This window comes from Bradyrhizobium sp. SZCCHNPS1003 (genome assembly GCF_032381555.1).
Taxonomy (GTDB): Bacteria; Pseudomonadota; Alphaproteobacteria; order Rhizobiales; family Xanthobacteraceae; genus Bradyrhizobium.
Window position 1 is genome coordinate 205,178 of the sequence record NZ_JAUHIU010000005.1, and the last position, 13,002, is coordinate 218,179.

A 13,002-nucleotide genomic window follows, 5' to 3' on the forward strand; every position below is an offset into this window, starting at 1 on the left:
AACGACGGACATGGTTCGTTCAGTCTGGAAAGGCCCGTTCGTCGAGGCGTCGCTGCTCAAGAAGGCAGATGCGGCGCGCGCGTCCGGCCGTCACGACGTCATCAAGATCTGGAGCCGCCGCTCGACCATCCTGCCGCAGTTTGTCGGCCTGACGTTCGGCGTCTACAACGGCCAGAAGCACGTGCCGGTGGCGATCAACGAAGAGATGGTCGGCCACAAGTTCGGCGAGTTCTCGCCGACCCGCACCTTCCACGGCCATTCGGGCGATAAGAAAGCCAAGAAGGCTTGAGGATTAAGCGATGAGCAAACCAAAGCGCGAACGGAGCCTCCCCGAAAACGAGGCCAAGGCTGTGGCCCGGATGCTTCGGGTGAGCCCGCAGAAGCTGAACCTGGTGGCGCAGATGATCCGCGGCCGCAAGGCGTCGGCAGCCCTCGCCGACCTGCAGTTCTCGCGCAAGCGGATTGCGGTCGACGTCAAGAAGTGCCTGGAATCGGCGATCGCCAATGCCGAGAACAATCACGAGCTCGAGGTCGACGATCTCGTCGTTTCGCAGGCTTTCGTCGGCAAGGGAATCGTGATGAAGCGTTTCTCGCCGCGCGGCCGTGGCCGTTCGGGCCGAGTTTTCAAACCGTTTTCGCAGCTGACGATCATTGTCCGTCAGGTCGAGGCGAGCGCTTAAAGCAGGCGCTGGGAGAATACGATGGGTCAAAAGATCAATCCGATCGGTCTGCGTCTCGGCATCAACCGGACCTGGGATTCGCGCTGGTTCGCTGGCAAGGCCGAGTACGGCAAGCTGCTGCATGAAGACGTCAAGATCCGCGAGATCCTGCACAAGGAGCTCAAGCAGGCGGCCGTCGCCCGCATCGTGATCGAGCGTCCGCACAAGAAGTGCCGCGTCACGATCCACTCGGCACGTCCGGGCGTCGTGATCGGCAAGAAGGGCGCCGACATCGACAAGCTGCGCAAGCGTGTCGCCGACATCACCTCGTCGGACGTCGTCATCAACATCGTCGAGATCCGCAAGCCCGAGCTCGATGCGACCCTGGTCGCCGAGTCGATCGCGCAGCAGCTCGAGCGCCGCGTGGCGTTCCGCCGCGCCATGAAGCGCGCCGTGCAGTCGGCGATGCGTCTCGGCGCCGAGGGCATCCGCATCAACTGCTCGGGTCGTCTGGGCGGTGCGGAAATCGCCCGCATGGAATGGTACCGCGAGGGCCGGGTGCCGCTGCACACGCTGCGCGCCGACATCGACTACGGTGTGGCCACCGCGTTCACCACTTTCGGCACCTGCGGCGTGAAGGTCTGGATCTTCAAGGGCGAGATCCTCGAGCACGATCCGATGGCACAGGACAAGCGGATGAACGAAGGCGGCGGCGAGAGCTCGCAGCCGCGGTCGCGCCGCGACGCGGCCTGATCGATCAGCCGCGACAAGACAGGTTTGAGGGCTCAAAGCCATGATGCAACCAAAGAAGACCAAGTTCCGAAAGGCGCATAAGGGCCGTATCCACGGCGTTGCGTCCTCGGGCGCGACGCTGGCCTTCGGCCAGTTCGGGCTGAAGGCGATGGAGCCGGACCGCGTCACCGCGCGCCAGATCGAGGCCGCCCGTCGTGCCTTGACCCGTCACATGAAGCGCGCCGGCCGCGTCTGGATCCGGGTGTTCCCGGATCTTCCGGTGTCGAAGAAGCCGGCCGAGGTCCGCATGGGCTCCGGCAAGGGCTCGCCGGAATTGTGGGTGGCCCGCGTCAAGCCGGGCCGGGTGATGTTCGAGATCGACGGCGTGAGCACCCAGATCGCGCGCGAGGCGCTGCTGCTGGCGGCCGCCAAGCTGCCGATCAAGACGCGCTTCGTCGAACGCATTGCGGAGTAATGGTCATGGCCGAGATGAAGATTGCCGACATTCGCGCGATGAGCCCCGATCAGATGGACGATGCGATCGTCAACCTGAAGAAGGAGCGTTTCAACCTGCGCTTCCAGCGTGCCACCGGCCAGCTCGAGAACACCGCTCGGCTGCGCGAGGCGCGTCGCGACATCGCCCGTATCAAGACCATCGCCGCGCAGCAGCGCGCCAAGACGAAGTAAGAGGCTCGACATGCCGAAACGGACCCTCCAGGGCGTTGTCGTCAGCGACAAGCAGGCCAAGACGGTGGTCGTGCGCGTCGACCGGCGCTTCACCCACCCGATCTACAAGAAGACCATCCGCCGCTCGAAGAACTACCACGCCCACGACGAGAACAACGAGTTCAAGCCGGGCGACATGGTGTGGATCGAGGAGAGCAAGCCGATCTCGAAGCTGAAGCGCTGGACCGTGGTCCGGGGCGAGCACAAGAAAACCGCCTGAGGCGCGAAGCGGCCCTCGTCGAAGAGGGCCCATTTCGCTTTCGGGATCAAACAAGGCGCAGCTTTCCTGCGCAGCAGATGAAGAGGACGAGGTGCATCAATGATTCAGATGCAGACCAACCTCGACGTGGCCGATAATTCCGGCGCACGCCGTGTCATGTGTATCAAGGTGCTGGGCGGCTCGAAGCGCCGCTATGCCACCGTCGGCGACATCATCGTGGTGTCGATCAAGGAAGCCATTCCGCGTGGCAAGGTGAAGAAGGGCGACGTCATGAAGGCCGTCGTGGTGCGCGTCCGCAAGGACATCCGCCGCGCCGACGGCTCGGTGATCCGCTTCGACCGCAACGCGGCCGTTCTGATCAACAACCAGTCGGAGCCGGTCGGCACCCGCATCTTCGGGCCGGTGCCGCGCGAGCTGCGCGCCAAGAACCACATGAAGATCATTTCGCTCGCGCCGGAGGTGCTGTGATGGCTGCCAAGATCCGCAAGGGCGACAAGGTGATCGTCCTGACCGGCCGCGACAAGGGTCGCACCGGCGAGGTGTTCGAGGTGCGTCCCGACGAGGGCACCGCGCTGGTGCGCGGTATCAACCTGGTGAAGCGTCACCAGAAGCAGACCCAGAACCAGGAAGGCGGCATCATCTCCAAGGAGGCGCCGATCAACCTGTCGAACGTCGCGTATGTCGGTAAGGACGGCAAGCCGACGCGCGTTGGATTCAAGATTCAGGCGGACGGCAAGAAGGTCCGCGTTGCCAAGAGCTCGGGAGTTGAGATCGATGGCTGAGACTGCTTACACCCCGCGCCTCCGCACGGAATATGATCGCCAGATCAAGAGCCAGCTGACCGAGAAGTTCGGCTACGCCAACGTCATGCAGGTGCCGCGGCTCGACAAGGTCGTGCTCAACATGGGCATCGGCGAGGCGGTCAACGACCGCAAGAAGGCGGAGACGGCGGCGGCCGACCTGTCGCTGATCGCCGGCCAGAAGGCGGTCGTGACCTATTCGCGCGTCGCCATTGCGACCTTCAAGCTGCGTGAGAACCAGCCGATCGGCTGCAAGGTCACGCTGCGCAAGACCAAGATGTACGAGTTCATCGACCGCCTGATCAACGTCGCGCTGCCGCGCGTCCGCGACTTCCGCGGCCTGAACCCGAAGAGCTTCGACGGCCGCGGCAACTACTCGCTCGGCATCAAGGAGCACATCATTTTCCCCGAGATCGACTTCGACAAGGCCGGGGAGAGCTGGGGCATGGACATCACGGTGTGCACCACCGCGACGACCGATGATGAGGCCCGTGCCCTTCTGACCGCATTCAATTTCCCGTTCCGGCAGTGAGACGCTGAACAGCTTCTCAAACGCGGATACCCAGGAGCCAAGCATGGCAAAGAAGAGTTCAATCGAGAAGAACAACCGGCGCAAGCGGATGACGAAGAACGCCGCCCCGAAGCGCGCCCGGTTGAAGGCGATCATCGCCGACAAGTCCAAGCCGATGGAGGAGCGCTTTGCCGCGACCCTGAAGCTGGCCGAGATGCCGCGCAATTCGTCGGCGACCCGCATCCGCAACCGGTGCGAGCTGACCGGCCGTCCGCGGTCGAACTATCGCAAGAACAAGCTGAGCCGCATCGCGCTGCGCGAGCTCGGGTCCAAGGGCCTGGTCCCGGGCCTCGTGAAGTCGAGCTGGTAAGGAGGGTCGCACCATGTCAACGCACGATCCCATCAGCGATCTGATCACCCGCATCCGCAACGCGCAGATGCGCTCGAAGTCGAAGGTCTCGACTCCCGGCTCCAAGATGCGCGCCAGCGTGCTCGAGGTGCTGAAGTCCGAAGGCTACATCCGTGGCTATGCCACGCTGGAGCATCCGTCGGGCCGCAGCGAGATCGAGATCGAGCTGAAATATTTCGACGGCGAGCCCGTGATCCGCGAGATCGAGCGCGTCTCCAAGCCCGGCCGCCGCGTCTACACCTCGGTGAAGAACCTGCCGCGCGTGAACAACGGGCTCGGAATTTCTGTTTTGTCGACACCGAAGGGAATCATGGCCGACCATAGCGCGCGTGACGCGAATGTCGGCGGTGAAGTTCTCTTCACGGTGTTCTAAGAAGGATTGAGCCATGTCACGTATTGGCAAGAAGCCTGTGGCGGTGCCGTCCGGTGTGACGGCCTCCGTCGATGGACAGACCGTCAAGATGAAGGGGCCGAAGGGCCAGCTTCAGTTCATCGTCCATGACGACGTGGACGTGAAGTTCGAGAACGGCCAGGTCAAGGTTGCCCCGCGCGCCGAGACCAAGCGCGCCCGTTCGCTGTACGGCACCGCTCGCGCCCAGATCGCGAATCTGGTCGAAGGCGTCACCAAGGGCTTCGAGAAGAAGCTCGAGATCACCGGCGTCGGCTACCGCGCCGCGATGCAGGGCAAGAACCTGCAGCTCGCGCTCGGCTACAGCCACGACGTCGTCTACCAGATCCCGGAAGGCATCACGATCGCGGTGCCGAAGCCCACCGAGATCACGGTCACGGGCATCGACCCGCAGCGCGTCGGCCAGGTGGCCGCCGAAATCCGCGCCTACCGGCCGCCGGAGCCCTACAAGGGCAAGGGCGTGAAGTACGCGGGTGAATTCATCTTCCGCAAGGAAGGCAAGAAGAAGTAACGGAGCCGGACATGTCGAGAGCCAAGGTTACGAATGCCCGGCGCAAGCAGCGTGTGAGGCTGTCGCTGCGCCGCTCCGCCGGCGGCCGTCCGCGTCTGTCGGTGTTCCGCTCGTCGAAGCACATCTACGCTCAGGTCATCGACGACCAGAAGGGCGAGACGCTCGCCTCTGCGTCGTCGATGGAGAAGGAGATGCGCTCGGCCGGCAACACCGGTGCCGACATCGACGCGGCGAAGGCGGTGGGCAAGCTGCTCGCCGAGCGCGCGGTGAAGGCGGGGATCAAGGAAGTCGTGTTCGATCGCGGCGGCTATCTCTATCACGGGCGCGTCAAGGCGCTGGCCGACGCGGCGCGCGAGAGCGGGCTGAGCTTCTAACATCAATGGATATGGGCGTCAGAGCCCCTCAGAAGATTGGATAGCACCATGGCAGGTGAACGGGAACGAGGCGGTCGCGATCGCAAGGAGCGCGAGGAGCGCGACAGCGAGTTCGTCGACAAGCTCGTCCACATCAACCGAGTCGCGAAGGTCGTGAAGGGCGGTAAGCGCTTCGGCTTTGCGGCGCTCGTCGTGATCGGCGATCAGAAGGGCCGGGTCGGGTTCGGCCACGGCAAGGCACGTGAGGTTCCGGAGGCGATCCGCAAGGCGACCGACTCCGCCAAGCGCAACCTGACCCGCGTCGCGCTGCGCGAGGGCCGCACCCTGCACCACGACATCTTCGGTCGTCACGGTGCGGGTCGCGTCTATCTGCGTGCGGCTCCGGCCGGTACCGGCATCATCGCCGGCGGACCGATGCGCGCCGTGTTCGAGACGCTCGGCATCCAGGACGTGGTGGCGAAGTCGATCGGCTCGTCGAACCCGTACAACATGGTGCGTGCGACCTTCAACGCGCTGAAGCACCAGGATAGCCCGCGCTCAGTTGCCGCGCGCCGCAACATCAAGGTGTCGACTCTGCAGGCCCGCCGCGTCGGTGGCGATGCCGAGGCAGCAGCCGACTAACGAACGCGCGTCGTCCTGCGGATGGCGCAACTCGGAGTGAAGACCATGGCTAGCGCCAAGACGATCAAGATCGAGCAGATCGGCAGCCCGATCCGCCGGCATCACTCGCAGCGCGAGACGCTGATCGGGTTGAAGCTCAACAAGATCGGCCGCGTGACCGAGCTGCCGGATACGCCGGCGGTCCGCGGCATGATCACCAAGGTTCATCATCTCGTCCGCATCGTCGACGAGAAGTAAGGAGAAGGGCGATGAAGCTCAGCGATATCGCCGACAACGCCGGCGCGCGTAAGAAGCGCATGCGCGTCGGCCGCGGCATCGGCTCCGGCAAGGGCAAGACCTCGGGCCGTGGCGGCAAGGGCCAGACCGCGCGCTCCGGCGTGCGCATCAAGGGCTTCGAAGGCGGTCAGATGCCGATGCATCGCCGTCTGCCGAAGCGCGGCTTCAACAACATCTTCGCGCTCGATTTCGTCGAGATCAATCTCGACCGGATCCAGCAGGCGATCGACGCCAAGAAGCTCGACGCCGGCAGCGTGATCAACGCCGAGGCGCTGGTGAAGTCGGGCGCGCTGCGGCGGCCGAAGGACGGCGTGCGTCTGCTCGGCCGTGGCGAGCTCACTGCGAAGATCAACATCGAGGTGCATGGCGCCTCGAAGTCGGCGATCGCGGCGGTCGAGAAGGCCGGCGGCACCGTCAAGCTCCTGGCGCCAGCCAAGGACGAAGGCGAGGCTGCGTAACATCTGCGTCATTGCCCTGCCTCCGGCGCATGCCGGATAGGGCAGGGCAATGGACAGAACGCGCCCGCGCACCAGATAATATCCGGCGTCTGCCCGGCCCTGCGAGCCCTCGCGGGGCCCAATGCGGTGAAGAAGGGCGGCGGGAGAAAGCTAGACATGGCCTCAGCAGCGGAACAACTGGCGGCAAACCTCAATTTCGGCGCGCTCGCGAAGGCCGATGAGCTGAAGAAGCGCATCTGGTTCACCCTCGGTGCGCTGCTGGTCTACCGCCTCGGCACCTACATTCCGCTGCCAGGCATCGATCCGAACATCTGGGACTCGGTGTTCCGGACCCAGGCCGGCGGCATTCTCGGCATGTTCAACATGTTCGCCGGCGGCGGCATTCACCGCATGGCGATCTTTGCGCTGAACATCATGCCGTACATCTCGGCATCGATCATCATTCAGTTGCTCACCACCGTCTCGCCCCAGCTCGAAGCCCTCAAGAAAGAGGGTGAGGCTGGCCGCAAGATGCTGAATCAGTACACCCGCTATCTGACGGTGATTCTCGCCGCGGTGCAGTCGTACGGCATCGCCGTCGGCCTCGAAGGCGCGGGCAACGTCGTTGCCGATCCCGGCCTGTTCTTCCGCCTCTCCACTGCGATCACGCTGACCGGCGGCACCATGTTCCTGATGTGGCTGGGCGAGCAGATCACCTCGCGCGGCATCGGCAACGGCATCTCGCTGATCATCCTGTCCGGCATCGTGGCCGAGCTGCCCTCGGCGCTCGCCAACATGCTCGAGCTCGGACGTCAGGGCGCGCTGTCGACCGGCCTGATCCTGATTGTCATCGTGATGGCAGTTGCCGTGATCGCCTTCATCGTGTTCGTGGAGCGCGCCCAGCGCCGGCTCCTGATCCAGTATCCGAAGCGCCAGGTCGGCAACAAGATGTTCGAGGGCCAGTCCTCGCATCTGCCGCTCAAGCTGAACACCTCGGGCGTGATCCCGCCGATCTTCGCCTCGTCGCTGCTGCTGCTGCCGACCACGGTCGCCAATTTCAACGCCGGCAAGGGACCCGAGTGGTTCCAGTGGATCACGACGCAGCTCGGTCATGGCCGGCCGCTGTTCCTGGTGCTGTATCTGGCGCTGATCCTGTTCTTTGCCTTCTTCTACACCGCGATCGTGTTCAACCCGACCGAGACCGCGGACAACCTCAAGAAGCACGGCGGATTCATCCCCGGCATCAGGCCGGGCGAGCGCACCGCGGAATATATCGATTACGTGCTGTCGCGGATCACCGTGCTCGGCGCCATCTATCTGGCGATCGTGTGTCTGATCCCGGAAATTCTGATTTCCTACGCTTCCGTCCCGTTCTACTTTGGTGGCACTTCGCTTCTGATCGTGGTCAGCGTTACGATGGATACCGTGGCGCAGGTTCAGGGTTATCTGCTCGCCCATCAATATGAGGGGCTGATCAGGAAGTCGAAGCTGCGGGGGCGCCGCCGCGGATAGCGGCGGATCGCGGCCCGGGAACCACAAAGCCAAGAACAAGGTGTGCGGGAGGGTCGCTCACCGTGTGCCGGGGGGCGAAATTCGATGAGACTCATTCTTCTGGGACCGCCCGGCTCGGGCAAGGGAACGCAGGCGCAGCGCCTCGTGCAGCAGTATGGCATCGTCCAGCTGTCGACCGGTGACATGCTGCGCGCCGCGGTGGCGGCGCAGACGCCGATCGGGCTGAAGGCCAAGGACATCATGGCGGCGGGCGGTCTGGTCCCGGACGAGGTCGTGGTCGGCATCATCGCGGACCGGATCGAGCAGCCCGACGCGGCCAATGGTTTCATCCTCGATGGCTTCCCGCGCACGGTGCCGCAGGCCGAGGCGCTGGATGCGCTGTTGAAGCAGAAGCAGATGAAGCTCGACGCGGTGATCGAACTCCGCGTCAATGAAGGTGTGCTGCTTGAGCGCGTCGAGCGCCGGGCCGCCGAGACCCGCGCGCGCGGCGAAGCTGTTCGGGCCGATGACACGCCGGAGGTCCTCACCAAGCGCCTGGCCAGCTACCGCGACCAGACCGCACCCCTGATCCACTATTATTCCGACCATCGGATGCTGGCGACCGTCGACGGCATGATGCCGATCGAGCAGGTGACCGAGGAGATCGGTCGGATCCTGGCCGCCGTTGGCAAGACCGGCGGTAACCGGGCGGCCAAGAAGGCGAGCCCGGCCAAGCGCAGCGCCAAGGCACCGGGCAAGACGGGGCCGGCAAAATCGGCCAAGAAGGCTGCCAAAAAGGCTCCTAAGGCAGCCGCACCGGCGAAAAAGGCAGTCAAGAAGTCCGCCAAGACCGCAAGAAAGGCAGTCAAGACGACGCCGAAGAAGGCCTCCAAGGCTTCGAAGAAGGCTGCCAGGCCCGCCGCCAAGGCCACCAGGGGAACCCGCAAAACCTCTGCAAAGGCTGCAAAAAAGCGTGCGGCGAGGTGATCGAATCTTGTAGGGGCGGTTGACGACCGCCGTGTGAATCCATTAATAAGCCCGCATCAAAGTCGGATGGTTTTCCCAGAGATGCCGGGCCCCACGAATCGAGGGGTGGGCGTCTTGTTCGCGTTTGCGGACACCTGCCCGAGATAGCGAGAATGAAGGCCGGTCCGTCCTGGGATCGGTGACAGGAGAGAAGTCCGTGGCCCGTATTGCCGGTGTCAACATCCCGACCAACAAGCGCGTCCTGATCGCGCTCCAGTACATCCATGGCATCGGCCCGAAGATCGCGGGTGAGATCGTGGAGAAGGTGAAGATCGCGGAAGATCGCCGCGTCAACCAACTGAGCGACCAGGAAGTCCTGCAGATCCGCGAGATCATCGACCGTGACTACGTCGTCGAGGGCGACCTCCGTCGCGAGACCGGCATCAACATCAAGCGGCTGATGGACCTTGGCTGCTATCGCGGCCTGCGTCATCGCCGCGGCCTGCCGGTGCGTGGTCAGCGCACCCACACCAATGCGCGCACGCGCAAGGGGCCGGCCAAGGCGATCGCCGGCAAGAAGAAGTAATTTCGCGAGTTGCGAATAGCGGATGGCGAGTAGGGGAAATCCCTATTCGCTACTCGCTATTCACCATTCGCGTTTCTGGTGTAGCCGCTGGCATTACGGCGGCGTTGAGATCTCAAGAAGGGTACTTATATGGCCAAGGAAGCCACACGTGTCCGCCGTCGCGAGCGCAAGAACATCGCCTCCGGCGTCGCTCATGTGAATTCATCGTTCAACAACACCACCATCACCATCACCGACGCGCAGGGCAACACCATTGCCTGGTCGTCCGCCGGTACGATGGGTTTCAAGGGATCGCGCAAGTCGACCCCGTATGCCGCGCAGGTCGCGGCGGAGGACGTGTCCAAGAAGGCCCAGGAACATGGCATGCGCACCCTCGAGGTCGAGGTTGCCGGCCCTGGCTCTGGCCGCGAATCGGCGCTGCGCGCGCTGCAGGCTGCGGGCTTCACCGTCACCTCGATCCGCGACGTGACGACGATCCCGCACAATGGTTGCCGTCCGCGCAAGCGTCGGCGCGTCTAATCTGAAAGAGGCGGACAGCATGTCCGCCTCGTCGTGCTTTTGAGACATTTCGACTGCCGCGATCTGAAGCGCGGTTCTCCAACGCCAGTCAGTCAGATCCCATGACTGGCCCATGGGTGAAACAGTGACGATCCAGAAGAATTGGCAAGAATTGATTCGGCCGAACAAGCTCCAGGTCACGCCGGGCTCCGACGCGACCCGTTTCGCCACCGTGGTTGCCGAGCCGCTGGAGCGCGGTTTCGGCCAGACGCTCGGCAATGCGCTGCGCCGCATCCTGCTGTCGTCGCTGCAGGGCGCCGCTGTGCAGTCGGTGCACATCGACGGCGTGCTGCACGAGTTCTCCTCGATCGCCGGTGTCCGCGAGGACGTGACCGACATCGTGCTGAACATCAAGGACATCTCGATCAAGATGCAGGGCGAAGGCCCGAAGCGGATGGTCGTGAAGAAGCAGGGCCCGGGCGCGGTCACCGCCGGTGACATCCAGACCGTCGGCGACATCGTCGTTCTGAACCCCGACCTGCAGCTCTGCACCCTGGACGAGGGTGCCGAGATCCGCATGGAGTTCACGGTCGCGACCGGCAAGGGCTATGTCGCCGCCGATCGCAACCGCCCCGAGGACGCGCCGATCGGCCTGATCCCGGTCGACAGCCTGTTCTCTCCGGTCCGCAAAGTCTCCTACAAGGTCGAGAACACCCGCGAGGGCCAGATCCTCGACTACGACAAGCTGACCATGACGATCGAGACCAACGGCGCGATCACGCCGGAGGATGCGGTGGCCTATGCCGCCCGCATCCTGCAGGACCAGCTCAACGTCTTCGTCAACTTCGAAGAGCCGCGCAAGGAAGTCGCCCAGGAGATCATCCCGGACCTCGCCTTCAACCCGGCCTTCCTCAAGAAGGTGGACGAGCTCGAGCTGTCGGTGCGTTCGGCGAACTGCCTGAAGAACGACAACATCGTCTACATCGGCGACCTCGTGCAGAAGTCGGAAGCAGAGATGCTGCGCACCCCGAACTTCGGCCGCAAGTCGCTGAACGAGATCAAGGAAGTGCTGGCCCAGATGGGTCTGCATCTCGGCATGGAAGTGCCGGGCTGGCCGCCGGAGAACATCGACGAGCTGGCCAAGCGCTTCGAAGATCATTACTGAGCGAATAGGGAGTGGCGAATAGCGAGTAGGAAGTGGCGAATAGGAAGAACTATTCGCTACTCGCCATTCGCTACTCGCACTTCTGGGCGAACGCAGGCAGCCCACCTGAGCAACATGTCCGACGAACCGTCGCGGCAGATTGAAATGAAGGACTAAGACAATGCGTCACGGCAAGGTTCATCGGAAGCTCAACCGCACCGCCGAGCATCGCAAGGCGATGTTCGCCAACATGTGCGCCGCGCTGATCAAGCACGAGCAGATCGTCACCACGCTGCCGAAGGCCAAGGAGCTCAGGCCGATCGTCGAGAAGCTCGTCACGCTCGGCAAGAAGGGCGGCTTGGCGCTGCGCCGCCAGGCGATCGCGGAGATGCGCGATGTCGACCAGGTCAAGAAGCTGTTCGACGTCCTGGCGCCGCGCTACAAGGACCGCAACGGCGGCTACACCCGCATCATCAAGGCCGGCTTCCGCTACGGCGACAACGCCGCGATGGCCGTGATCGAGTTCGTCGACCGCGACGTCGATGCCAAGGGCCTGGACTCCGGTCCGGTGCAGGAGACCTCGGAAGCCGCGTAAGCGTCGTTCCGATCCGAGTTTCAAAACGGCGCCTTCGGGCGCCGTTTTTATTTTGAGGATCCGTAGCCCGGCTGAGCAAAGCGACATCCGGGTTCGCCTGCACAGCTCGTGTGGCCCCGGATATCGCTTCGCTCATCCGGGCTACGATCGATCAGAAGGGATCAGCGTTGCATGTAGCGCGTTGCGTTGGCGCGAGGACGCCCCACATCCGTTCCTTCGGCACAACGGAGAGCTGCTCATGCACATCGACCTCTCGGGAAAGACCGCCCTCGTCACCGGTTCGACCGCCGGCATCGGCTTTGCCATCGCCAAGGGGCTTGCCGCGTCCGGCGCGGAGGTCGTCATCAATGGTCGCAGCCGAGCCCGTGTCGATGAGGCGGTCGCCAAGCTCAAGCAGCTGGTCCCAGCAGCCAAGCTGCGCGGCGTCGCCGGCGATGTCGCTCAGATCCAAGGCTGCAACGCCATCGTCACGGCGCTTCCCGAGGTCGATATCCTCGTCAACAATGCCGGCATCTTCGAGCCAAAGGACTTCTTCGACATTCCCGACGAGGACTGGAGCCGCTTCTTCGAGGTCAACGTCATGTCCGGCGTGCGCTTGGCGCGCGCCTACATGCAGGGCATGCTGAAGCGCAACTGGGGGCGCATCATCTTCATCTCCTCGGAGTCGGCGGTGAACATCCCGACCGAGATGATCCATTACGGCATGACCAAAACCGCGCAGCTCGCGGTCTCCCGCGGCCTCGCCAAACTGACCCGCGGCACCGGCGTGACCGTCAATGCGGTGCTGCCGGGACCGACGATGTCGGAAGGCGTCGAGACCTTCGTCAAGGATCTCGCCCGCCAGAACGGGCAGTCGGAGGAGGAGGCGGCCTCGTCTTTCGTCAAGCAGCACCGGCCGGCCTCGCTGCTGCAGCGCTTCGCCGGCGTCGATGAGATCGCCAACATGGTCGTCTACGCCGCCTCGCCGCAGGCCTCCGCCACCAACGGCGCCGCGCTGCGCGCCGAAGGCGGTATCCTCGACACCATCGCCTGAGGCC

General features: G+C 63.9%; 23 protein-coding genes. All 23 read left to right on the forward strand.

Annotation, left to right across the window (positions count from 1 at the left end):
- The first annotated feature begins 10 nt into the window (after positions 1-10).
- Complete coding sequence (gene rpsS, locus QX126_RS10605) at positions 11-289, forward strand: 30S ribosomal protein S19 (protein ID WP_006611842.1); 279 nt, start codon at positions 11-13, stop codon at positions 287-289.
- 10 nt (positions 290-299) lie between these two features.
- The gene (rplV, locus tag QX126_RS10610) at positions 300-680 is read left to right on the forward strand and encodes a 50S ribosomal protein L22 (protein ID WP_315714562.1); all 381 of its coding nucleotides are present in this window, start codon (positions 300-302) and stop codon (positions 678-680) included.
- 21 nt (positions 681-701) lie between these two features.
- On the forward strand, positions 702-1,412 hold the full coding sequence (gene rpsC, locus QX126_RS10615; protein WP_012045041.1) for a 30S ribosomal protein S3: 711 nt from the start codon (positions 702-704) through the stop codon (positions 1,410-1,412).
- A 40-nt stretch (positions 1,413-1,452) separates the two neighbouring features.
- The gene (gene rplP, locus QX126_RS10620) at positions 1,453-1,866 is read left to right on the forward strand and encodes a 50S ribosomal protein L16 (protein ID WP_315737600.1); all 414 of its coding nucleotides are present in this window, start codon (positions 1,453-1,455) and stop codon (positions 1,864-1,866) included.
- Positions 1,867-1,871: 5 nt separating this feature from the next.
- Positions 1,872-2,078, forward strand: coding sequence for a 50S ribosomal protein L29 (gene rpmC, locus QX126_RS10625; protein WP_006611846.1), 207 nt, complete (start codon positions 1,872-1,874; stop codon positions 2,076-2,078).
- Positions 2,079-2,088: 10 nt separating this feature from the next.
- Positions 2,089-2,337, forward strand: a complete 249-nt coding sequence (rpsQ, locus tag QX126_RS10630) for a 30S ribosomal protein S17 (protein ID WP_008963469.1) — start codon at positions 2,089-2,091, stop codon at positions 2,335-2,337.
- Between the two features lie 99 nt (positions 2,338-2,436).
- Positions 2,437-2,805 carry a 50S ribosomal protein L14 gene (rplN, locus tag QX126_RS10635; RefSeq protein ID WP_006611848.1) on the forward strand — a complete coding sequence of 123 codons (369 nt, stop codon included), beginning with the start codon at positions 2,437-2,439 and terminating at the stop codon, positions 2,803-2,805.
- The gene (gene rplX / locus QX126_RS10640) at positions 2,805-3,119 is read left to right on the forward strand and encodes a 50S ribosomal protein L24 (RefSeq protein WP_315737601.1); all 315 of its coding nucleotides are present in this window, start codon (positions 2,805-2,807) and stop codon (positions 3,117-3,119) included. The genes rplN and rplX overlap by 1 nt, the downstream gene beginning before the upstream one ends.
- Complete coding sequence (rplE, locus tag QX126_RS10645; protein WP_315737602.1) at positions 3,112-3,669, forward strand: 50S ribosomal protein L5; 558 nt, start codon at positions 3,112-3,114, stop codon at positions 3,667-3,669. The genes rplX and rplE overlap by 8 nt, the downstream gene beginning before the upstream one ends.
- Positions 3,670-3,712: 43 nt before the next feature.
- Positions 3,713-4,018 (forward strand): 30S ribosomal protein S14, encoded by a 306-nt coding sequence (gene rpsN / locus QX126_RS10650; RefSeq protein ID WP_315737603.1) that lies wholly within the window; start codon positions 3,713-3,715, stop codon positions 4,016-4,018.
- Positions 4,019-4,031: 13 nt separating this feature from the next.
- On the forward strand, positions 4,032-4,430 hold the full coding sequence (gene rpsH, locus QX126_RS10655) for a 30S ribosomal protein S8 (RefSeq protein WP_315714559.1): 399 nt from the start codon (positions 4,032-4,034) through the stop codon (positions 4,428-4,430).
- Positions 4,431-4,443: 13 nt separating this feature from the next.
- A complete protein-coding gene (gene rplF, locus QX126_RS10660) occupies positions 4,444-4,977 on the forward strand; it encodes a 50S ribosomal protein L6 (RefSeq protein ID WP_172108074.1) in 534 nt (177 codons plus the stop codon).
- 11 nt (positions 4,978-4,988) lie between these two features.
- Positions 4,989-5,351 (forward strand): 50S ribosomal protein L18, encoded by a 363-nt coding sequence (gene rplR, locus QX126_RS10665; protein WP_006611854.1) that lies wholly within the window; start codon positions 4,989-4,991, stop codon positions 5,349-5,351.
- A 48-nt stretch (positions 5,352-5,399) separates the two neighbouring features.
- Positions 5,400-5,972, forward strand: coding sequence for a 30S ribosomal protein S5 (gene rpsE, locus QX126_RS10670; protein ID WP_006611855.1), 573 nt, complete (start codon positions 5,400-5,402; stop codon positions 5,970-5,972).
- A 45-nt stretch (positions 5,973-6,017) separates the two neighbouring features.
- Positions 6,018-6,209, forward strand: a complete 192-nt coding sequence (gene rpmD / locus QX126_RS10675; RefSeq protein WP_006611856.1) for a 50S ribosomal protein L30 — start codon at positions 6,018-6,020, stop codon at positions 6,207-6,209.
- Positions 6,210-6,220: 11 nt separating this feature from the next.
- The gene (gene rplO / locus QX126_RS10680) at positions 6,221-6,706 is read left to right on the forward strand and encodes a 50S ribosomal protein L15 (RefSeq protein WP_315737604.1); all 486 of its coding nucleotides are present in this window, start codon (positions 6,221-6,223) and stop codon (positions 6,704-6,706) included.
- Positions 6,707-6,862: 156 nt separating this feature from the next.
- Positions 6,863-8,197: a preprotein translocase subunit SecY gene (gene secY, locus QX126_RS10685; RefSeq protein WP_315714557.1), complete on the forward strand. Its 1,335-nt coding sequence runs from the start codon at positions 6,863-6,865 to the stop codon at positions 8,195-8,197.
- An 84-nt stretch (positions 8,198-8,281) separates the two neighbouring features.
- The gene (locus tag QX126_RS10690) at positions 8,282-9,163 is read left to right on the forward strand and encodes an adenylate kinase (protein ID WP_315780823.1); all 882 of its coding nucleotides are present in this window, start codon (positions 8,282-8,284) and stop codon (positions 9,161-9,163) included.
- Between the two features lie 196 nt (positions 9,164-9,359).
- Entirely contained in the window at positions 9,360-9,728 is a 369-nt protein-coding gene (rpsM, locus tag QX126_RS10695; protein ID WP_006611860.1) for a 30S ribosomal protein S13, read from the forward strand.
- Positions 9,729-9,857: 129 nt separating this feature from the next.
- A complete protein-coding gene (rpsK, locus tag QX126_RS10700; RefSeq protein ID WP_012045029.1) occupies positions 9,858-10,247 on the forward strand; it encodes a 30S ribosomal protein S11 in 390 nt (129 codons plus the stop codon).
- Positions 10,248-10,359: 112 nt separating this feature from the next.
- Positions 10,360-11,391 (forward strand): DNA-directed RNA polymerase subunit alpha, encoded by a 1,032-nt coding sequence (locus QX126_RS10705; protein WP_315737606.1) that lies wholly within the window; start codon positions 10,360-10,362, stop codon positions 11,389-11,391.
- Between the two features lie 160 nt (positions 11,392-11,551).
- Complete coding sequence (gene rplQ / locus QX126_RS10710) at positions 11,552-11,965, forward strand: 50S ribosomal protein L17 (RefSeq protein ID WP_315754213.1); 414 nt, start codon at positions 11,552-11,554, stop codon at positions 11,963-11,965.
- A gap of 238 nt (positions 11,966-12,203) precedes the next feature.
- Positions 12,204-12,998, forward strand: coding sequence for an SDR family NAD(P)-dependent oxidoreductase (locus tag QX126_RS10715; RefSeq protein ID WP_315780825.1), 795 nt, complete (start codon positions 12,204-12,206; stop codon positions 12,996-12,998).
- Positions 12,999-13,002 lie beyond the last annotated feature (4 nt).

Excerpts from the sequence above, each read along its gene's own strand:
- rpsS (WP_006611842.1), top strand. The coding sequence starts at position 11 with ATGGTTCGTTCAGTCTGGAAAGGCCCGTTCGTCGAGGCGTCGCTGCTC.
- rplV (WP_315714562.1), top strand. The coding sequence starts at position 300 with ATGAGCAAACCAAAGCGCGAACGGAGCCTCCCCGAAAACGAGGCCAAG.
- rpsC (WP_012045041.1), top strand. The coding sequence starts at position 702 with ATGGGTCAAAAGATCAATCCGATCGGTCTGCGTCTCGGCATCAACCGG.
- rplP (WP_315737600.1), top strand. The coding sequence starts at position 1,453 with ATGATGCAACCAAAGAAGACCAAGTTCCGAAAGGCGCATAAGGGCCGT.
- rpmC (WP_006611846.1), top strand. The coding sequence starts at position 1,872 with ATGGCCGAGATGAAGATTGCCGACATTCGCGCGATGAGCCCCGATCAG.
- rpsQ (WP_008963469.1), top strand. The coding sequence starts at position 2,089 with ATGCCGAAACGGACCCTCCAGGGCGTTGTCGTCAGCGACAAGCAGGCC.
- rplN (WP_006611848.1), top strand. The coding sequence starts at position 2,437 with ATGATTCAGATGCAGACCAACCTCGACGTGGCCGATAATTCCGGCGCA.
- rplX (WP_315737601.1), top strand. The coding sequence starts at position 2,805 with ATGGCTGCCAAGATCCGCAAGGGCGACAAGGTGATCGTCCTGACCGGC.
- rplE (WP_315737602.1), top strand. The coding sequence starts at position 3,112 with ATGGCTGAGACTGCTTACACCCCGCGCCTCCGCACGGAATATGATCGC.
- rpsN (WP_315737603.1), top strand. The coding sequence starts at position 3,713 with ATGGCAAAGAAGAGTTCAATCGAGAAGAACAACCGGCGCAAGCGGATG.
- rpsH (WP_315714559.1), top strand. The coding sequence starts at position 4,032 with ATGTCAACGCACGATCCCATCAGCGATCTGATCACCCGCATCCGCAAC.
- rplF (WP_172108074.1), top strand. The coding sequence starts at position 4,444 with ATGTCACGTATTGGCAAGAAGCCTGTGGCGGTGCCGTCCGGTGTGACG.
- rplR (WP_006611854.1), top strand. The coding sequence starts at position 4,989 with ATGTCGAGAGCCAAGGTTACGAATGCCCGGCGCAAGCAGCGTGTGAGG.
- rpsE (WP_006611855.1), top strand. The coding sequence starts at position 5,400 with ATGGCAGGTGAACGGGAACGAGGCGGTCGCGATCGCAAGGAGCGCGAG.
- rpmD (WP_006611856.1), top strand. The coding sequence starts at position 6,018 with ATGGCTAGCGCCAAGACGATCAAGATCGAGCAGATCGGCAGCCCGATC.
- rplO (WP_315737604.1), top strand. The coding sequence starts at position 6,221 with ATGAAGCTCAGCGATATCGCCGACAACGCCGGCGCGCGTAAGAAGCGC.
- secY (WP_315714557.1), top strand. The coding sequence starts at position 6,863 with ATGGCCTCAGCAGCGGAACAACTGGCGGCAAACCTCAATTTCGGCGCG.
- QX126_RS10690 (WP_315780823.1), top strand. The coding sequence starts at position 8,282 with ATGAGACTCATTCTTCTGGGACCGCCCGGCTCGGGCAAGGGAACGCAG.
- rpsK (WP_012045029.1), top strand. The coding sequence starts at position 9,858 with ATGGCCAAGGAAGCCACACGTGTCCGCCGTCGCGAGCGCAAGAACATC.
- QX126_RS10705 (WP_315737606.1), top strand. The coding sequence starts at position 10,360 with ATGGGTGAAACAGTGACGATCCAGAAGAATTGGCAAGAATTGATTCGG.
- rplQ (WP_315754213.1), top strand. The coding sequence starts at position 11,552 with ATGCGTCACGGCAAGGTTCATCGGAAGCTCAACCGCACCGCCGAGCAT.
- QX126_RS10715 (WP_315780825.1), top strand. The coding sequence starts at position 12,204 with ATGCACATCGACCTCTCGGGAAAGACCGCCCTCGTCACCGGTTCGACC.